Here is a 16,662-nt window from a genome sequence, read left to right on the forward strand (position 1 = left end):
CGCTCGATGATGGCCTGTAGCCACACCGGCGGCGAAACTGCGGGAACTTGCCTGGAACTGCTCGGAACGGGCCGCGAAGCCCACAACGTCCCTGGCGCGGGAAGCACCGTGGCATGCCGCGCGGGACGGGCCGCAGTGGACCGCTTGCGCGGCCGGCGGCGTTCTTTCCGGCCCGGCATGCCGGTCAGGATCAGCCGATGACGAACAGCGGCTGGCCGTATTCCACCGCCTGGCCGTTCTCGACCAGGATTTCCTTGATGACGCCGGCCTTGTCGCACTCGATCTCGTTGAGCAGCTTCATGGCTTCGATGATGCAGACGGTCTGGCCTTCCTTGACCGCGTCGCCGACGTTGACGAAGGGCGCGGCACCCGGCGACGGGGCACGGTAGAACGTGCCCACCATCGGCGAGGTCACCACATGGCCGGCGGGCAGCTGCGCAACCGGCTCGGCGGCCGGTGCGGCCGCGCTGGCGGGGGCAGCCGCGGCCGGAGCGGCGGCGGGCAGGGCCTGCATCTGCGGCATGGCCATCGGCGCGGCGACGACTTGCGGCGGTTGCTTGACGATGCGTACCTTGCCGTCGCCTTCGGTGACTTCCAGCTCGGAGATGCCGGATTCGGCCACCAGGTCGATAAGCGTCTTCAGCTTGCGCAGGTCCATCTTTTTATCCTCCTGAATCGGGTTTTCCGCCGCTGCCCGGGACGGGCCGAGGCGGAACAGTCGTTGTGCCGGCCACCGGAATCCGCGCCCGCCGTGCCGAGGCACGCCAACGGGCGCAGGCCGCCGGGCGGCGCGCGCAGGTTGTCGAAAAAATCCTTGTGGGGGTTCAGCTCCCCGAACCCTCGGGTGGGGGCTGCTCCTGGCCCAGTACATAGTCCAGCGCCAGCAGGTAACCCTGCCAGCCCAGCCCGCAGATCACCCCGACCGCCACGTCCGAGAAATAGGAGTGGTGCCGGAAGCTTTCGCGCCGGTGCACGTTCGACAGGTGCACCTCGACGAACGGGATCGCCACGCCGGCCAGCGCGTCGCGCAGCGCCACGCTGGTATGCGTATAGGCAGCCGGGTTGATGATGATGAACTCGACCCCTTCCGCGCGCGCGGCGTGGATGCGGTCGACCAGTGCTCCCTCGTGGTTGGACTGGAACGTCTGCAGCGACATGCCGGCTTTCGCCGCACGCTCGGCCAGGGCCGCGTCGATGTCGGCCAGCGTCGTATGCCCGTAGGTCTCCGGCTCGCGCGTCCCCAGCAAGTTCAGGTTAGGTCCATGCAGGACCAGCACCTTGCGGTAGCGGGGTGAGCGACGGATAGAGCGGGTTGCAGTCACGGCGCCTCGACCAGATCAACGAAATTGCGCGGAGATTACCGTAGCTTAGAGGGATTTGTCTAGCGCGCGATACAAGGGTTCACGGCCTGCATTGTTGCTTCCGAGGCGTTTTGAGCACTTTCGCACGAAAGCGCGACACGGCTTCGACAAATTCCGAAAGAAGGGCGAAATTGCGCGAACTTGTCCGAAGAAACCGCTCAGGTGCGGGGCAGCACGGCGCGCAATTCATCCGCGGTCACCCGACCCATCTTGCGATACTTCACCGACCCGTCGGGATTGATGACGACGGTGTAGGGCAGGCCGCCCGCGCTATTGCCGAAATTGCGCGACAACTCGGTGCCGGCGAAGCCCGCCACCGCCAACGGATACGCAACCGGCACCTTCTTGGTGAACTGCTGGATGTTCGCCGCGGAATCGATGCCGATGCCGACAAATTCCACCTGGCGGTGCTTGAACTCCTCATGCAGGGCAGTCAGTTCGGGCATTTCCTCGACACACGGGCCGCACCACGGCGCCCAGAAGTTGACCACCACGGTCTTGCCGCGCAGCTTGCCCAGATCCAGTTCGCTCCCGGCGGGATCCGGCAGGCGCGACTGGAACAAGGTTTCGACGGCCTGATCGTTGGCGGGCTTCGGCGAGAACACGAAATGCCCGGCGAGCGCACCGGCGGCACAGGCGACCACGGCGACGGCGATCCACAGCCAGAGACGGGAGCGGCGGGCGGGCGGGACGACGGTTTCAGTCATGGAAGTGGCTTGACCAATAGAAGGTAAGGCGGGGGCTTCAGGCGTTGCCCGCGGCGTCAGCGGCATCCAGCAGGGCCTGCACGGCCTGCACATCGGCGCGGGCTGAGCGCCCGGAGGCGTCCGTGCGCATTGCGCCGCGTTCATCGACGGCATCATACAGTGCTATATGGATGCCGACTGGCGCACCCAGTTCCGCACGGACCTCGCCGGCCAGCAGCCGGGCCTCGCGGCGGTCGGGCCACTGGCCTTTCCACAGGAAGCTCAGGGTCTCGACCTCGCCGCGGCCGCCGAAGTGGCGGCTTTCGCTGGTTTCGAAGTCGACCCCGGCGTTGATCAGGTGCAGTGCGGCGTCCTTGGCGCTGTCGCAGAAGCACTGCAAATAGATATCGGAGTGTTCGGTGGCGGTGCCGTTGAGCACGGCGCCGACCAGATAGGGCCGGAACGGCGCCAGGTCTTGCATGGCCATCAGCGCCAGCCGGCGCAGCAGCGCCAGCACGCGCGGCTGGGTGTCGCCGTGGAACAGCGCCTGGTAGGCGCGTACTTCGGCTTCGACCTGCTCGTTGTCGGGCAGCCATTCGCCCGGGACGCGTTGTTCGCCGAGCACCTGGCGCGCGGCCTTGCGCTTGGCGGTGGCGTAGTCGGCACCGTCCTCGGCAATCATGCGGGCGGCGGCCTGGGCGATTTCCTCGCGCAGGCGCGTGGGGTCTGGGGCGGTACGTCGGTTCATGCCCCATGATACCGGAGGCGTCCGCCCGCGCGGCGGCGCACTGCCGCAGTGCCGCGAAGGGCGCTGGCGCTCGGGTACAATCGAAGGCTTCCTGCCCGCCGCCGCCGCACCACATGGCTTCAACCCAGCCGCCGCGCCGCCGGGCCCGAATCCCCACGCCTGCGGGCTTCAAGTCTTTCCGGGAACCCATGCATATTCATATCCTCGGCATCTGCGGCACCTTCATGGGCGGCCTGGCGGTGCTGGCCAAGCAGGCCGGCCACCGCGTCACCGGCTGCGATGCCAACGTCTACCCGCCGATGAGCACCCAGCTCGAAGCCCAGGGCATCGAACTGATCGAGGGCTTCGACCCGGCCCAGCTGTCGCTGGAGCCGGACCTGTTCGTGATCGGCAACGTGGTCTCGCGCGGCAATCCGCTGATGGAGGCCATCCTCGACCGCAACCTGCCTTATGTGTCCGGCCCGCAATGGCTGGGCGAGCACGTGCTGGCGCGCAAGTGGGTGCTGGCTGTGGCCGGCACGCACGGCAAGACCACCACCACGTCGATGCTGGCCTGGATCCTCGAGGACGCCGGCTACAACCCGGGTTTCCTGGTAGGCGGGGTGCCGCAGAACTTCGGCATCTCGGCGCGCGTGACCGAATCCGACTTCTTCGTGATCGAGGCCGACGAGTACGACACCGCCTTCTTCGACAAGCGCAGCAAGTTCGTCCACTATCGCCCGCGCACCGCGATCCTGAACAACCTGGAATACGATCACGCCGACATCTTCCCGGATCTGGCCGCGATCGAGACCCAGTTCCATCACCTGGTGCGCACCGTGCCGGGCCAGGGCCGGATCGTCGTCAACGGCGTGGAAGAGAGCCTGGCGCGCGTGCTGGAGCGCGGCTGCTGGAGCGAAGTCGAGCAGTTCGGCGTCGGCGACTGGCGCGAGAGCGACGCCGCCGGCACTGATGCAGCGCCGGGCAAGGATGCGTTCGATGTCTGGTTCGGCGACGCCGTTGCCGGCACCGTGGTGTGGGACCTGCAGGGCACCCACAACCGCATGAACGCGCTGGCCGCGATTGCCGCCGCGCGCCACGTCGGCGTGCCGGTTGCGCAGGCAATCGCGTCGCTGTCGCGCTTCGCCAACGTCAAGCGCCGCATGGAAGTGCGCGGCGTGGCCGGCGGCGTGACCGTCTACGACGACTTCGCTCATCATCCCACCGCGATCCAGACCACGCTGGAAGGGCTGCGCCGCCGCGTCGGCAGTGCCCGCATCCTGGCGGTGCTGGAGCCGCGCTCCAACACCATGAAGCTGGGCGTGATGAAGGCGCAGCTGCCGGCCAGCCTGGAGCAGGCCGACCTGGTGTTCGGCTACGGCGCTCCCGCCGGCAAGGACGCGCTGGGCTGGGACCTGGCCGAAGCGCTGGCGCCGCTGGGCGACACCGCCACCGCGTTCCAGGACCTGGGCGCGCTGGTGCAGGCGGTGCGCGCCGCGGCACGGCCGGGCGACCATGTGCTGGTGATGAGCAACGGCGGCTTTGGCGGCGTGCACCAGAAGCTGCTGGACGCGCTGGCCCAGGGCGCGGTGGACTGACGGAAGCACCGCCATGCTGCTGTATCTGCACGGATTCCGCTCCTCGCCTCAATCGTTCAAGGCCCAGCTGGTGCAGGCGCGCATGCGCGAGTGGGGCGTGGGACGCTACTACGCCTGCCCCACGCTCAATGTCTCGCCGGCGCTCGCGGTGGCCCAGGCGCAGGCAGCGATCCGCGCCGCGCAAGCCGGCGGCGACCAGGAAATCGCCCTCGTCGGCTCCTCGCTGGGCGGCTTCTATGCGCGCTGGCTGGCCGAGCAGCACGGCTGCAAGGCCGTCTTGCTCAATCCCGCGGTCCATCCCTGGACCGACCTGGAAAGCTACCTGGGCGAACAGCCGCTGTGGCACGGCGGCGGCTCGGTCACGGTCGAACGCCGCCACCTGCAGGAACTGCTGGACCTGCGCGTGGACACCATCACCCGGCCCGAGCGCTACTACCTGATCGCGGCCACCGGCGACGAGGTGCTGGATTACCGCGAGATGGTACAGGCCTGCCCCGGCGCGAAGATCCGCGTGATCGAGGGCAGCGACCATGGCATCAGCGAATTTGCCGACTACGTCGACGATGTGCTTGGCTTCTGCGGCTATGGCCCCGGCGGCCAGGTGCCGGCCGGCGCCGGCGCGGCATGAGCGCGCAGTCGGTGCGCCGCGGCGGCTGGAGTCCGCACCTGGCTTTCGATGCGGCCATCCCGCCCAACCTGCGGCGCTGGGTCACCGGCGATGACGGCTCGCTGACGGCGCGGCTGGTGGCCGCCTCCGCGCGCTTTCGCGTGGCGCGGCTGCTGCAGGCGCCGCGGCGCCCGCTGGCCGACGAATGGCAGGCGCTGGGCCAGCCCGACCGCACCCCCGCGCTGACGCGCGAGGTACTGCTGATCTGCGACGACATCCCCGCCGTATTCGCCCACACCGTGGTGCGGCTGCGCCATGCGCGCCGCGACTGGCCGTTCCTGCGCGGGCTCGGCGAGCGCCCGCTGGGCGGGCGCCTGTTCGTCGATCCGGCGGTGCAGCGCGAGCCGTTCCAGTTTGCGCGCCTGCTGCCGCATCACCCGCTGCGCCAGGCCCTGCACCGCGTGCTGCCGGCCATGGCGGCCGTGCCCATGCTGGCCGCGCGGCGCTCGGTGTTCCGGCGCGGCGGCGGCGTCATGCTCGTGACAGAAGTGTTCCTGCCGGACCTGCTGTCGCGCCCATCCCCGGGGACCGAGGCGGTACCGCATCCCAGGTATTTGCGGACCGCGGACCGGGGCGCTTCGACACCCGCTGCCGAAACCGGCAAAGGCTGACGCCCCGTGCCGGTGCTGCGCCCGGGGCGGCCGGACCGGCGTGCGGTATCATTCCGGGTCTCACGCCGTGCCTGTGCGGCGCGGCCGGCGGTTCGCGACAGGCCTCCGCAGGGCCCCGCGCGCGCCGTATTCGTTTCCGTTCGCGCGTGTTCAGGCAGGTGCGCGCGGTGGCACCATTCCTCCCACGGGATCCGCTCCAGCGCTGGCCACAGGCCTGCCCGGCGCGGTTCCGCGCATAGTTGAAAGTACCGATCGATGCAGTTGCTGTTCGAAGAAGGCGGCGAGATCCGCGCCGGCACCGTGCTGAACCAGCAGGGCGAGGCTTACCAGGTTGAGCTGCCGGCCGGCAAGCGCACCAAGGTCAAGTCGCGCGACGTGCTGCTGCAGTTCGCGCAGCCGTCGGCGCCCGAGCTGGTGCGCCAGACCGGCGAGCTGGTGGCCGAGATCGACCTGGACTTCCTGTGGGAATGCGCGCCCGAGGCCGAGTTCGGCTTTGCCGAGCTGGCCGCCGAATACTACGGGGCCGAGCCCGGCGCGGTGCAGCAGGCGGCGCTGGCGATGGCGCTGCACGGCAACCCGGTGTACTTCCGCCGCAAGGGGCGCGGCCGCTACCAGCGCGCGCCCGAAGACCAGCTCAAGGCCGCGCTGGCCGCGCTCGAGCGCAAGCGCCAGCAGGCGCTGGTGCAGGCCGAATATGAAGACCAGCTCAAGGCGCTGACGCTGCCGGAATCGTTCCGCAGCAAGGTGCTGCAGCTGCTGTTCAAGCCGGACAAGAACAGCCTGGAATACAAGGCCATGGATGCCGCCTGCACCGCGCTCGGCATGTCGCCGATGCGGCTGATGGTGGCCGCCGGCGGCGTCGCCAGCGCGCGCGCGCTGCACGAGGCCAAGTTCCTCGCCGAGTGCTTCCCCAAGGGCACCGGCTTCCCCGATACCGACGTGCCCGAGCCGCCCGCCGACCTGCCGCTGGCCGAGGTCGAGGCGTTCTCGATCGACGACGTCACCACCACCGAGATCGACGATGCGCTGTCGGTGACGCCGCTGCCCGACGGCAAGCTGCGCATCGGCATCCATATCGCCGCGCCGGCACTGGGCATCCGCCGCGGCGAGCCGCTCGACGCGATCGCGCGCCAGCGCCTGTCGACGGTCTATTTCCCCGGCGACAAGATCACCATGCTGCCGGACCCGGTGGTAGAGCGCTACACGCTGCAGGAAGGGCGCACCTGTCCGGCGCTGTCGCTGTACGTGACGGTGGACCCGTCGGTGTGGCTGATCACCGGCAGCGAAACCCGCGCCGAGCTGGTGCCGATCGCCGCCAACCTGCGCCATAACCTGCTCGACGACGTCATCACCGAGGCCTCGCTGGCCGAGGGCAGCGGCGACTACCCGTTCCGCGACGCGCTGACGCAACTGTGGCACTTTGCCGGCTATCTCTACGACGAGCGCCAGAAGGCGCGCCTGGCCAGCGGCCTGCGTCCCGAGACCCACAACCGCGCCGACTTCAATTTCTACCTGGACGACCAGGCCGACGGCAGCCAGCGCGTGCGCATCGAGCAGCGCAAGCGCGGCTCGCCGCTGGACAAGATCGTCGCCGAGATGATGATCCTGGCCAACAGCACCTGGGGCAAGCTGCTGGCGGACCACGGCGTGCCCGGCATCTACCGCACGCAGAAGGCCTGGGGCATGCATCGCACGCGCATGCAGACCTATCCGGCGCCGCACGAAGGCCTGGGCGTGGCGCAGTACGCGTGGAGCACCTCGCCGCTGCGCCGCTATGTCGACCTGGTCAACCAGTGGCAGATCCTGGCGGTGGCCCAGCACGGCGTCACCGCCAAGCTGGTGGCGCCGTTCAAGCCCAAGGACGCCGACCTGCTGGCCGCGGTGGCCGACTTCGAAGGCACCTACGCCGCCTATGCCGACCACCAGTCGACCATGGAGCGCTACTGGTGCCTGCGCTGGCTCAAGCAGGAAAACCGCGAGCGCATGGTGGCCTCGGTGCTCAAGGAAGGCGCGGTGCGCTTTACCGAGATCCCGCTGGTCACGCGCGTGCCCGAGCTGGTGCAGGCGCAGCGCGGCACCCAGGTGCTGCTGGAAATCGGCGAGACCGACGAGATCACGCTGGAGGTCTCGTGCCGGGTGCTCGAGATCTTTGCCGGTGAAGGCGAAGTCCCCGAAGAAGAGCTCGAAAGCGACGAGGAAGCCGCTGAGTTGTCCGCCGAAGCCGCAGCCGAGGCCGCGGCCGAGGATGCCGCCGAGCAGGCCGCGGGCGTGGCCGATCCGGAGCCGGCCGACGCCGGCGGCGACGATGCCGGCGAGGCGTCGGGCGAGCGCGACACCGGCACCCCGGCGGCCGGCTGAAGCCTTCGGAAATCCGCGGGGCTCCCTTACAATGCGGGTCTGATCCGGGCCTGATCCGCGCTTCGGCGCCCGGTCTGCCAGCCGGCACCGGCCGGTCTCGCCGCGGTTGTCTCCCGAGCCCTCATCCATCCATCGTGAACGCCACTCTTGCCGCTTCCCGCCCCTGGTGGCATGCCAGGTGGCACCACAGCAGTATGCTGGCCCGGGCGCTGGCCATTTCCGTGGCCGTGCACGCGCTGCTGCTGATGGTGCGGGTGGCCGCGCCGGAAGTGTTCGAGATCAAGCGCACCGATGCCGCGCTGGACGTGGTGCTGGTCAACGCCAAGTCGGCGCAGAAGCCGCGCAACCCGACCGCGCTGGCGCAGGCCAACCTCGACGGCGGCGGCGACCATGACCTGCAGCGCGCCACCACGCCGCTGCCGGCGCAGACCCTGACGCAGGAGGGCGACCTGGTGCGCCAGGTGCAGCGCCGGGTCGAGCAGCTGGAACAGGAGCAGCAGCGCCTGCTGACGCAGGCGCGCGAAGCCGCGCCCGCGGTGCGCAACCAGCCGCTCAAGCCGGGCGAGAAGCGCCAGGACACGCCGCAGCGCGGCCAGGACGAGCGCACCTCGGCAGACGAGATGGCCAGGCTGGAAGCGGAGATCGGCCGCAACCTCGAGCACTACGCCAAGCGGCCCAAGCGTTTCCAGTTGACCGCCACCAGCGCGCAGGCGGTTGACTACGCGCAGTACTACGACCGGCTGCGCCGCAAGATCGAGGCGCGCGGCACCACCGATTTCCCGCAACGCAACGGCAAGCCGCTCTACGGCCAGCTGATCCTGGTGATCAACGTCAACCGGCAGGGCAAGCTGGGCTACAACCGCGATGGCTACAACGTCGATGCCATCGACGTGGTCAAGAGTTCGGGCGATCCCGCGCTCGACCGCCAGGCGGTGGCGATCGTGCGCGCGGCCGCGCCGTTCGGCGCCTTTACCGCGGAGATGTCGGCGCGCCAGGACATCCTCGAAGTCATATCCACCTTCAAGTTTTCGCGCAGCGGGCTGGAAACCCGCTTGCAGGCACGCTGATGACATCCACTGACCCTTCCCAAGCCAGCGCCGACCGCTATGTGGTGATCGGCAACCCGGTCGCACACAGCCGTTCGCCGGCGATCCACGCCGCCTTCGCGCGCCAGACCGGCGAGGCCGTGCAATATGACCGCCTGGAGGCGCCGCTGGACGGGTTTGCCGACACCGTGCGCCGGTTCTTCGCCGACGGCGGCTACGGCTGCAACGTGACCGTGCCGTTCAAGCTCGAAGCCTATGACTTGGCCGACCGCCTGACCGAGCGCGCCGAGGCCGCGGGCGCGGTCAATACGCTGTGGATCGAAGAGGGTTTGATCCATGGCGACAATACCGACGGCATCGGCCTGGTGCGCGATATCCAGGACAACCTCGACACGCTGATCGAAGGCAAGCGCGTGCTGCTGCTCGGCGCCGGCGGCGCCGCGATGGGCGCGATGCTGCCGCTGATCGAATGCCGGCCCTCGCGCATCGTGGTGGCCAACCGTACCGCGTCGCGCGCCAGCGACATGCTCGAAGAGTTTGTCGAGGCCGCCGACCAGTATGGCGTCGAGCTGTGGGGCGGCGGCCTCGATGCGCTCGAAGGCCTGTCCGAGGATGAAGCCGTCGACGTGGTGATCAATGCCTCGTCCAGCAGCCTGCAGGGCGAGGTGCCGCCGGTGCCTGAGTTCCTGCTGGGCGAGGGCGTGCTGGCCTACGACATGATGTACGGCGCCGAGCCCACCGTGTTCCTGCAGTTCGCCGCACGCTGCGGCGCGCGCGTCAGCGACGGCCTCGGCATGCTGGTCGAGCAGGCCGCCGAGGCCTTCTATATCTGGCGCGGCGTGCGGCCCCGCACCGCGCCCGTGCTGGCCGAGCTGCGCGCCGCGCTGCAGGCCGAACGCAAGGGCTGACCGGGCCGCCAGCCGTGGCCAACCGCAACCGCACGGCCAGTGCCGCCCGTACCCACGCGGCGCCGGCCCGCGCCGTCTTCAATCCGGTGCGCTGGCTCGGCTACCTGCTGGGCTGCGTGGTTGCCGGCGTGGTGGCGATGCAGCTGTACTTCTTCGTGCAGATCGCCAGCTGGCAGTATCTCAATCCCACCACCACCACCTTCATGCGCGCCGAGCGCTGGCGCCTGTGCGGCATCAACGTATGGAGCTGCGGCCTCGACCGCCAGTGGGTGCCGTACGACCGCATCTCGCGCAACCTCAAGCGCGCGGTGATCGCCAGCGAGGACGCCGACTTCGTCAACCATCCCGGCTATGAGCTCGATGCCATGCTCGATGCCTGGGAGCGCAACAAGAAGCGCGGGCGCATCGTGCGCGGCGGTTCCACCATCACGCAGCAGCTGGCCAAGAACTTGTTCCTGTCGTCCGAGCAGCATTACCTGCGCAAGGGCCAGGAGCTCGCCATCACGTGGATGCTCGAGTTCTGGCTCGACAAGCAGCGCATCTACGAGATCTATCTGAATTCGGTGGAGTGGGGCGAGGGCGTGTTCGGCGCGCAGGCCGCGGCGCAGCACTACTTCCGCACCAGCGCCGACAAGCTCAGCGTGGGCCAGTCAGCGCGCCTGGCAGCGGCGCTGCCGGCGCCCAAGTGCTTCGACAAGAAGGAATACTGCGCCCACGTGCGCGTGAACTTCCGCGCCAAGGCGGGCATCATCGCGCGGCGGATGGGGGCAGCCACGCTGCCCGACTGAGTCCCGCCAGCCTCAGCTCAGCCACCCCTTCCTGCGGAAATACACCAGCGGGATCGCCGCCGACACCGCCATCAGCGCAATCGCCCACGGATAGCCGGCACCCCAGTCCAGTTCCGGCATGAACTTGAAGTTCATGCCGTAGATGCTGGCGATCAGCGTGGGCGGCATCAGCGCCACCGACACCACCGAGAACAGTTTGATGATCTTGTTCTGGTTGATGTTGATGAAACCGACGGTCGCATCCATCAGGAAGTTGATCTTGTCGAACAGGAACGCGGTGTGGTTCTCGATCGAGTCGATGTCGCGCAGGATCTGGCGCGCCTCGTCCTGCTGCTCGGCCGACAACAGCTGGCTGCGCATCAGGAACGACACCGCGCGGCGCGTGTCCATCACGTTGCGCCGGATGCGCCCGTTCAGGTCTTCCTCGCGCGCGATGGTTTCCAGCACGTCGGCGGCGGCGGCATCGGTCACGTTCTCGGCCAGCACGCGGCGGCTGGCTTCTTCCAGGCGTTCGTAGATTTCCTCGATCGAGTCGGCCGAGTATTCCGCGTCGGTCGCGTACAGGTCCATCAGCACGTCCTTGGCGTTGCGCACCGAGCCCGGGCGCATGCGCGCGCGCAGCCGCACCAGGCGGAACACCGGCAGGTCTTCGTCGTGGATGGAGAACAGCACGTCCTTGGTCAGCACGAAGGCGACGCGCACGTTGCGCGACACCTCTTCCTCGTCGAGCAGGAAGTCGGTGCGGATATGGATATTCTCGTCCTCGCCCTCGAAATAACGCGCGGACGCTTCCAGGTCGCCCAGGTCTTCCAGTTCAGGAAGGGCGACGCCATAGGCTTCCTTGATCCAGTTCAGTTCCTCATCGTCGGGATTGACGACATCGATCCAGATCGGCTTGTGCTGCAGCAGCTCATTGCGCTCGTCGACCTGCTCCTGGGCGAGCCGGCCTTTTTGCAGGACGAACAGGTTGATCATCCCCGGGATTCCTTATTGCTGATTGCGACGAAAAACAAAGACAAGCGCGAAGACAAGCGCAGGCGGCTCGCCGCATTCCCAGGTATTGCACCATGCCCGTCATGGCCCCGCGCAAGCCGCGCAAGGCCGGGCCACGGGCAAGCGTGATCGCGCTGTCCCGCGGCTGCACGGGGCAGGAGCGGACAAGGCGATGGCGTTTGCCTGGGTTGGCTGGCTAGCCGGGAGAGGGAAGATCCGCCACGGTGGGCGCGCATGGAGGCGCCGCCAGTGGCATGGAAAGACACTCGCCCGCAGTTCTGACTGCGGGCAAGGCCGACGAAGCGCGGAGCCGGATGCTCCGGGCGGGTCGTCGTTACGCAGCCCGCAGTGACATGGCATTCGCGGAGGTCGCAGCGTTGCTGCGGCAACTCGAACACCCGATGCTACTGCCCACGTAATTTCTCCGGGATTGTGATGGCCGCGAGTGTAGCCCAACGAAGGGCCGCTTGTTAAGTGAAATCTCCGCGACGGGCGCGCGCCGTTGCCGGCTCGCGACCGCGGCACGCGCTCCGGCTCAGCCCGGCACGCCGCGCAGCCGGCGCCACAGCAGCGGCGCCAGCATCACCGAGGACAGCGCCAGGAACATCAGCACGATCGCGGCGTAGTCCTGCCAGTGCGGCTGTTCGCCCAGCAACCACATCCCGGAGAACACGCCGACCACCGGGATGAACATGATCGACAGGCTCGACACCACCGGCGGGAGGCTGCGCGCCAGGCCGAACCAGACCAGGTGGCAGAAGGCGAAGACCACCACCGCGTTGTAGACGATCGCGGCCCATTCGATGGCCGTGGGCATGCGCCAGCCGTCTTCCAGCAGCAGCGAGCCCAGCGCCAGGAAGGGCAGCGTCACGGCCAGCATCCAGAAGGTCATGGCGCCGATCGGCACGTCGGTCTGGGTGCGCTTCATCAGCTGGGTGCCGAAGCCCCAGCCGGCCGCGGCCAGCAGCATCAGCAGCGTGCCGGCGGGGCTGCCGGTCAGCGCCGCGAGCTCGCCCGACAGCAGCAGCACCGTGCCCGCCAGCGCGCAGGCGATGCCCAGCCAGGCCCACGCGCCGATGCGCTCGCGGAAGAACACCAGGCCCCAGACCACTGCCCAGATCGGCATGGTGTAGCCCAGGATCGCGGCGCGGCCCGACGACAGCATCTTGACCGCGCAGATCGCGAACAGGTGCCAGATCACCATGTTGGGCAGCGCCAGCCGCAACACCGTGCCCCACTCGCGCCGCGGCACCGCCAGCGAATCGCCGCGCAGCCGCAATGCCAGCCCCAGCGCCACCAGCCCGCCGGCCATGCACAGCAGGCGGAAGCCCATGGCCGGAAAATGCGCCACGCCCACTTTCATGATGGGCCAGTTGATGCCCCAGGCGAGCGTCAGCACGACAAGCAGGAAGAGACCGCGGCGATCAAGAGACATGACGGGACGCGGCTGTGCGGGATGCCGCGCATTGTTTTGAGAGGAAGCGCAAAACGATAGCACGCAGCGGGTAAAATTGCCGAAAGCGACATATGCTGCAGGGATGAAAGGTTTTCACGCCGCTGCGGCCAACCGTGCCGGCCGAGTCCATCGGCCACGATGGGTTTGATGATGAGACGCCGGCGCCACCAGGACATTCCGAGTACCCATGACTTTCACCGAGCAGCTTGCTGCCGCCTGGCAGCGCAACGATTCCCTCCTGTGCGTCGGGCTCGATCCTGACCCGCACAAGCTGCCGCTGTCCCTGACCGGGGCGGGCGGCGCCATCTTCTCGTTCTGCCGCGAGATCGTCGACGCCACCGCCGACCTGGTCTGCGCCTTCAAGCCGCAGATCGCCTACTTCCATTCGCAGCGCGCCGAAGACCAGCTCGAGCAGCTGATCCACTATATCCACGACGCCCATCCCGGCATCCCGGTGATCCTGGACGCCAAGCGCGGCGATATCGGCTCGACCGCCGAGCACTATGCGCTGGAAGCGTTCGAGCGCTACCGGGCCGATGCGGTCACGGTCAGCCCGTATATGGGCTTCGACTCGATGCAGCCCTATCTCGCCTACCCGGACCGCGGCGTGATCGTGCTGTGCCGCACCTCCAACCCGGGCGGTTCCGACGTGCAGTTCCTGCAGGTCGACGGCAAGCCGCTGTACCAGCTGGTGGCCGAGGCCGCGCGCGAGCGCTGGAACACCACCGGCCAGATGGGCCTGGTGGTCGGCGCGACCTTCCCCAACGAGATCGCGCGGGTGCGTCAGATCGTCGGCGACATGCCGCTGCTGATTCCCGGTATCGGCGCCCAGGGCGGCGATATCGAAGCCACGGTGAAGGCCGGGCGCACCGCCGACGGCACCGGCATGATGATCAATTCGTCGCGCGCCATCCTGTACGCCAGCCGCGAGAAGGACTTCGCGGCGGCGGCGCGCAACGTCGCGCTGCAGACGCGCGAGACCATCAACCGCTATCGGCACGGCTGAGCGCCGGCCAGGACAAAAAAAACCGCGCCCGAAACGGCGCGGTTTTTCGTTGGGATGACGGCCTGGCGCCGGAACTTGCGGGCGGCTGTCTCAGGCCTCGTTGCGGATCAGTTCCAGCAGTCCCCGCATCGCGTGCTCGGCCGCCTGGCGGCGGATCTGCCCGCGGTCGCCGCGAAAGCGCTGGGTTTCGGTACGGGTGGTGATGCGGTTGCTCCAGCCGAAGCACACCATGCCCACCGGTTTTTCCGGGGTGCCGCCGTTCGGGCCGGCGACCCCGGTGATCGACAGTGACACCTGCGCGCGGCTGTTCAGCAGTGCCCCCTCCGCCATGGCGCGCGCGACCTCCTCGCTGACCGCGCCGCAGTCGCGGATCAGCTTGGCAGGCACGCCCAGCATGGTCGACTTGGCCTCGTTGGAATACGTGACAAAGCCGCGCTCGAACCAGCCCGACGAGCCCGACACGTCGGTAATGGCAGCGGCCACCAGGCCGCCGGTGCAGGATTCGGCGGTGGCCAGCATCAGGGATTTGTCGGCTAGGGCGACGCCGGCCTGGATGGCGAGCTGGTCGAGCAGGCGGCTGACGGACATGATGGGTGCAGGGGTTGTTTGGGGAAATCAGTCGGGCGTTCGCCGCTCAGAACGAGCGCCACAGCGCAAACACCAGCAGGGTGTAGAACGCCGCGAAGATGTCGTCGAACATCACGCCGAAGCCGCCGCGCAGGCCCGGGCCTTTCAACGTACGGTCATAGTGGCCGATCGGCGCCGGCTTGGCGATATCGAACAGGCGGAACCACAGGAACGCGGCGAACTGGCCCCAAAAGCCGGTCGGCATGACAAACGCCAGCACCAGCCAGAACGCAACGATCTCGTCCCAGACCATGCTGCCGTGGTCGTGCACGCCCATGTCGCGCGCGGTGCGGGCACACGCCCACAGGCCCAGGACAAAGCCGCCGGCGATGATCCACAGCCAGCTGGCAGGCTCGATCCACAGCGAAATCACCACGAACGAGAGCCAGGCGAACAGCGTGCCGACGGTGCCGGGACCGACCGGCGACAGGCCCGAACCGAAGCCGAAGGCGATCAGGTGCGCCGGATGGGCCAGCATGAAGCGCGCGCTCGGGTGCGTGACCTTGACGGTCTGGCCGGCTTCCAGGGTCAGGGCGGGGTCGCGCGGCGCGGCCCCGGGAGGAAAGGTGGACATCAAAGTTGGCTCGTGTGGTGCGGATACGGCTTATGGTTATGGCCGGCTTGCGCTGCGATGCGTGCGGGACTCCCGTGCCCGCGCAGGCGCCGATGCCGGCATCATGACATGCCTGTGACCCGGTGTCAGGGGGCAGCGAAATGGTCGAAGCTGGCGCCCTCGTAGCGGGTCGGGTTGCCGGCGCGGTCGACCAGCCGCAGGCCCGGCTCGGGCGTGATCGCGCCGACACGCGTCAGCGGCAACGCCAGCCGCTCGCCGATCGCGGCAATGGCGTCGCGGTGGCCGGCCGGCGCGGTGAAGCACAGTTCATAGTCGTCGCCGCCGGCCAGCACGCATTCGCGCTGGATCGCGTCGGGCTGGCCGGCCAGCACTGCCGAGCGGGGCAGGGCATCGACATCGACCAGCGCGCCGACCTGTGAGCGCGCCAGGATATGGCCGAGGTCGCCCACCAGGCCGTCGGAGACGTCCAGTGCGGCATGCGCCACGCCGCGCAAGGCCATGCCCAGCGCCACCCGTGGCGTGGGGGTGTCCATGCGCGGGCGGACCTGGCTGAATTCGGGTTCGGGCAGCAGCCATTCGCCACGGCAATCGCCCAGCGCCAGGCGCGCATCGCCCAGGGTGCCGGAGATCCAGATATCGTCGCCTGGGCGGGCGGCGTCGCGGCGCAGGGCCGCGCGCAGCGGCACATCGCCGAATACCGTCAACGACAGCGTCAGCGGGCCGCGCGTGGTATCGCCCCCCACCAGTTCGCAGCCGTGTTCGTCGGCCAGCGCCAGCATGCCGCCGGCCAGTTCGGCCAGCCACTCGGGCTCGGCCTCGGGCAGTGCCAGCGCCAGCGTGAAGGCGCGGGGCTCGGCGCCCATGGCGGCCAGGTCGGACAGGTTCACGGCCAGGGCCTTGTGGCCGAGGGCGCGCGGCGCTACGTCCGCGAAGAAATGCCGGCCGCTGACCAGCATGTCGGTGCTGATCGCCAGATGGTGGCCGGGACGGCCCTCGACCAGCGCGCAGTCATCGCCCACGCCGAGCGCGGCCTTGCGCACCGGCCGCGTGAAGTAGCGGCGGATCAGGTCGAACTCGGAAAGCTGGGCGGGCTGGGCGTTGGGCATTGTCGAGCGGCGGCCCGGGCGGGCGGATGGGGTGACGGCGGTTTTCGAGGGAGATCCGTGGCGTTTGCCGGCCGTTCCCTGGAACGCAGGCGGCGTCAGCATGGGGCGCATCCGGCGTTTCAGCAAGATACTGCCGCGCATCACAGCCAT

General features: G+C 68.7%; 17 protein-coding genes. 8 read left to right on the plus strand and 9 right to left on the minus strand.

Annotated elements, in window-relative coordinates; translation table 11 throughout:
• Positions 1-190 precede the first annotated feature (190 nt).
• From accB to LIN44_RS04020, 4 genes are all read right to left on the minus strand, one after another.
• Positions 191-658: an acetyl-CoA carboxylase biotin carboxyl carrier protein gene (accB, locus tag LIN44_RS04005; protein ID WP_227313604.1), complete on the minus strand. Its 468-nt coding sequence runs from the start codon at positions 656-658 to the stop codon at positions 191-193.
• A gap of 166 nt (positions 659-824) precedes the next feature.
• The gene (gene aroQ / locus LIN44_RS04010; RefSeq protein ID WP_227313605.1) at positions 825-1,322 is read right to left on the minus strand and encodes a type II 3-dehydroquinate dehydratase; all 498 of its coding nucleotides are present in this window, start codon (positions 1,320-1,322) and stop codon (positions 825-827) included.
• A 197-nt stretch (positions 1,323-1,519) separates the two neighbouring features.
• Positions 1,520-2,068, minus strand: coding sequence for a TlpA disulfide reductase family protein (locus LIN44_RS04015; protein WP_227313606.1), 549 nt, complete (start codon positions 2,066-2,068; stop codon positions 1,520-1,522).
• A gap of 37 nt (positions 2,069-2,105) precedes the next feature.
• The gene (locus LIN44_RS04020; RefSeq protein ID WP_227313607.1) at positions 2,106-2,795 is read right to left on the minus strand and encodes a UDP-N-acetylmuramate--alanine ligase; all 690 of its coding nucleotides are present in this window, start codon (positions 2,793-2,795) and stop codon (positions 2,106-2,108) included.
• 188 nt (positions 2,796-2,983) lie between these two features.
• Between LIN44_RS04020 and mpl the strand changes: the two genes are divergently transcribed.
• From mpl to mtgA, 7 genes are all read left to right on the plus strand, one after another.
• Positions 2,984-4,372, plus strand: coding sequence for a UDP-N-acetylmuramate:L-alanyl-gamma-D-glutamyl-meso-diaminopimelate ligase (gene mpl / locus LIN44_RS04025; protein ID WP_227313608.1), 1,389 nt, complete (start codon positions 2,984-2,986; stop codon positions 4,370-4,372).
• A 13-nt stretch (positions 4,373-4,385) separates the two neighbouring features.
• A complete protein-coding gene (locus LIN44_RS04030; protein WP_227313609.1) occupies positions 4,386-5,000 on the plus strand; it encodes a YqiA/YcfP family alpha/beta fold hydrolase in 615 nt (204 codons plus the stop codon).
• On the plus strand, positions 4,997-5,650 hold the full coding sequence (locus LIN44_RS04035; RefSeq protein WP_227313610.1) for a chorismate lyase: 654 nt from the start codon (positions 4,997-4,999) through the stop codon (positions 5,648-5,650). Before LIN44_RS04030 ends, LIN44_RS04035 begins: the two co-directional genes overlap by 4 nt.
• 255 nt (positions 5,651-5,905) lie before the next feature.
• The gene (locus LIN44_RS04040) at positions 5,906-8,008 is read left to right on the plus strand and encodes a ribonuclease catalytic domain-containing protein (protein WP_227313611.1); all 2,103 of its coding nucleotides are present in this window, start codon (positions 5,906-5,908) and stop codon (positions 8,006-8,008) included.
• 134 nt (positions 8,009-8,142) lie between these two features.
• Complete coding sequence (locus LIN44_RS04045; RefSeq protein WP_227313612.1) at positions 8,143-9,075, plus strand: energy transducer TonB; 933 nt, start codon at positions 8,143-8,145, stop codon at positions 9,073-9,075.
• Positions 9,075-9,962, plus strand: coding sequence for a shikimate dehydrogenase (aroE, locus tag LIN44_RS04050; protein ID WP_227313613.1), 888 nt, complete (start codon positions 9,075-9,077; stop codon positions 9,960-9,962). Before LIN44_RS04045 ends, aroE begins: the two co-directional genes overlap by 1 nt.
• A gap of 86 nt (positions 9,963-10,048) precedes the next feature.
• A complete protein-coding gene (mtgA, locus tag LIN44_RS04055) occupies positions 10,049-10,750 on the plus strand; it encodes a monofunctional biosynthetic peptidoglycan transglycosylase (RefSeq protein ID WP_227314335.1) in 702 nt (233 codons plus the stop codon).
• A 12-nt stretch (positions 10,751-10,762) separates the two neighbouring features.
• Here the strand turns inward: mtgA and corA are convergent, their stop codons facing one another.
• Entirely contained in the window at positions 10,763-11,725 is a 963-nt protein-coding gene (gene corA / locus LIN44_RS04060; RefSeq protein WP_018006324.1) for a magnesium/cobalt transporter CorA, read from the minus strand.
• Between the two features lie 553 nt (positions 11,726-12,278).
• Positions 12,279-13,178, minus strand: coding sequence for a DMT family transporter (locus LIN44_RS04065; protein ID WP_227313614.1), 900 nt, complete (start codon positions 13,176-13,178; stop codon positions 12,279-12,281).
• A gap of 208 nt (positions 13,179-13,386) precedes the next feature.
• Here LIN44_RS04065 and pyrF point away from each other — a divergent pair, with 208 nt between their 5' ends.
• Positions 13,387-14,205: an orotidine-5'-phosphate decarboxylase gene (pyrF, locus tag LIN44_RS04070; protein ID WP_116331200.1), complete on the plus strand. Its 819-nt coding sequence runs from the start codon at positions 13,387-13,389 to the stop codon at positions 14,203-14,205.
• Positions 14,206-14,295: 90 nt separating this feature from the next.
• Here pyrF and LIN44_RS04075 read toward each other — a convergent pair whose 3' ends face one another.
• The 3 genes from LIN44_RS04075 to thiL all read right to left on the minus strand — a co-directional run bounded on the left by LIN44_RS04075 (position 14,296) and on the right by thiL (position 16,512).
• Positions 14,296-14,793, minus strand: a complete 498-nt coding sequence (locus LIN44_RS04075) for a CinA family protein (protein WP_227313615.1) — start codon at positions 14,791-14,793, stop codon at positions 14,296-14,298.
• A 46-nt stretch (positions 14,794-14,839) separates the two neighbouring features.
• Entirely contained in the window at positions 14,840-15,406 is a 567-nt protein-coding gene (locus tag LIN44_RS04080; protein ID WP_227313616.1) for a phosphatidylglycerophosphatase A, read from the minus strand.
• 125 nt (positions 15,407-15,531) lie between these two features.
• Positions 15,532-16,512, minus strand: coding sequence for a thiamine-phosphate kinase (gene thiL, locus LIN44_RS04085; protein WP_227313617.1), 981 nt, complete (start codon positions 16,510-16,512; stop codon positions 15,532-15,534).
• Between the last annotated feature and the right edge of the window lie 150 nt (positions 16,513-16,662).

The organism is Cupriavidus sp. MP-37, assembly GCF_020618415.1.
Lineage (GTDB): Bacteria > Pseudomonadota > Gammaproteobacteria > Burkholderiales > Burkholderiaceae > Cupriavidus.

Coding starts and splice junctions, on each gene's coding strand:
- accB (WP_227313604.1), bottom strand. CDS start 658: ATGGACCTGCGCAAGCTGAAGACGCTTATCGACCTGGTGGCCGAATCC.
- LIN44_RS04015 (WP_227313606.1), bottom strand. CDS start 2,068: ATGACTGAAACCGTCGTCCCGCCCGCCCGCCGCTCCCGTCTCTGGCTG.
- LIN44_RS04020 (WP_227313607.1), bottom strand. CDS start 2,795: ATGAACCGACGTACCGCCCCAGACCCCACGCGCCTGCGCGAGGAAATC.
- mpl (WP_227313608.1), top strand. CDS start 2,984: ATGCATATTCATATCCTCGGCATCTGCGGCACCTTCATGGGCGGCCTG.
- LIN44_RS04030 (WP_227313609.1), top strand. CDS start 4,386: ATGCTGCTGTATCTGCACGGATTCCGCTCCTCGCCTCAATCGTTCAAG.
- LIN44_RS04035 (WP_227313610.1), top strand. CDS start 4,997: ATGAGCGCGCAGTCGGTGCGCCGCGGCGGCTGGAGTCCGCACCTGGCT.
- LIN44_RS04040 (WP_227313611.1), top strand. CDS start 5,906: ATGCAGTTGCTGTTCGAAGAAGGCGGCGAGATCCGCGCCGGCACCGTG.
- aroE (WP_227313613.1), top strand. CDS start 9,075: ATGACATCCACTGACCCTTCCCAAGCCAGCGCCGACCGCTATGTGGTG.
- corA (WP_018006324.1), bottom strand. CDS start 11,725: ATGATCAACCTGTTCGTCCTGCAAAAAGGCCGGCTCGCCCAGGAGCAG.
- LIN44_RS04065 (WP_227313614.1), bottom strand. CDS start 13,178: ATGTCTCTTGATCGCCGCGGTCTCTTCCTGCTTGTCGTGCTGACGCTC.
- pyrF (WP_116331200.1), top strand. CDS start 13,387: ATGACTTTCACCGAGCAGCTTGCTGCCGCCTGGCAGCGCAACGATTCC.
- LIN44_RS04075 (WP_227313615.1), bottom strand. CDS start 14,793: ATGTCCGTCAGCCGCCTGCTCGACCAGCTCGCCATCCAGGCCGGCGTC.
- LIN44_RS04080 (WP_227313616.1), bottom strand. CDS start 15,406: ATGTCCACCTTTCCTCCCGGGGCCGCGCCGCGCGACCCCGCCCTGACC.
- thiL (WP_227313617.1), bottom strand. CDS start 16,512: ATGCCCAACGCCCAGCCCGCCCAGCTTTCCGAGTTCGACCTGATCCGC.